This is a genomic window from Arcticibacter svalbardensis MN12-7 (assembly GCF_000403135.1).
GTDB lineage: Bacteria > Bacteroidota > Bacteroidia > Sphingobacteriales > Sphingobacteriaceae > Arcticibacter > Arcticibacter svalbardensis.
This window is the reverse complement of record NZ_AQPN01000073.1, coordinates 1-622: the sequence shown is the minus strand read 5'-3', so window position 1 is coordinate 622 and position 622 is coordinate 1. Positions and strand designations below refer to the sequence as shown.

Annotated in this window: 1 protein-coding gene; it reads right to left on the bottom strand. The window is 40.2% G+C overall.

Annotated features, from left to right (window positions below; genetic code table 11):
• Positions 1–69: 69 nt before the first annotated feature.
• The coding region (locus ADIARSV_RS09035) for an IS66 family transposase (RefSeq protein WP_040299614.1) at positions 70–622 on the bottom strand (553 nt) is incomplete at its 5' end.

The window sequence follows — 622 nt, the reverse complement described above, 5'->3', positions numbered from 1 at the left end:
GGTAAGCTAACACTACAGCACAGGTATGATTTTACAGCAAAATAGTCGTTTTTAGGGTTAATAAGGCAATTAAGCGGTTTTCAGGATAGTGTTTTCCTGTTTTTCTTCCAATGTTTCTTCTTGCAGTTTCTTCCAGTTTGGAGGTAAAAGTTCGTGAATTTTATCTGATGGATGTGTATTTATTCTTTTTAGAACATCTTCCATCCAGGTCATTGGGTTAATTCCATGCAGTTTGCATGTTCCCATAAAAGAGTATAGCATGGCACTTCTTTGTGCCCCATTATGAGAACCACTGAACAAAAAATTGCGCCTGCCTAAAGCAATAGGCCTTATACTTGACTCAATTGGGTTGTTATCGATATTTAACATCTCGTTTTCCATATAAACTGACAACCGTTTGTGCCGTTTCATGGTATAGGCAAAGGCCTTGTAGATAGCACTGTTCTCTTTTATCAAACCGGCATTCTCTTCAAGCCATCTGCCAAAGTTTTCCCATATCGGTTTAGCCCGTTTCTGTCTTGCTTCTTTGCGTTCAGCACTGCTCTTGTCCTTGATGTCGCGCTCAATATCATAGAGCTGACCAAACACATCCAATGCATATGCCGCCCTCTTTTGATCGTTC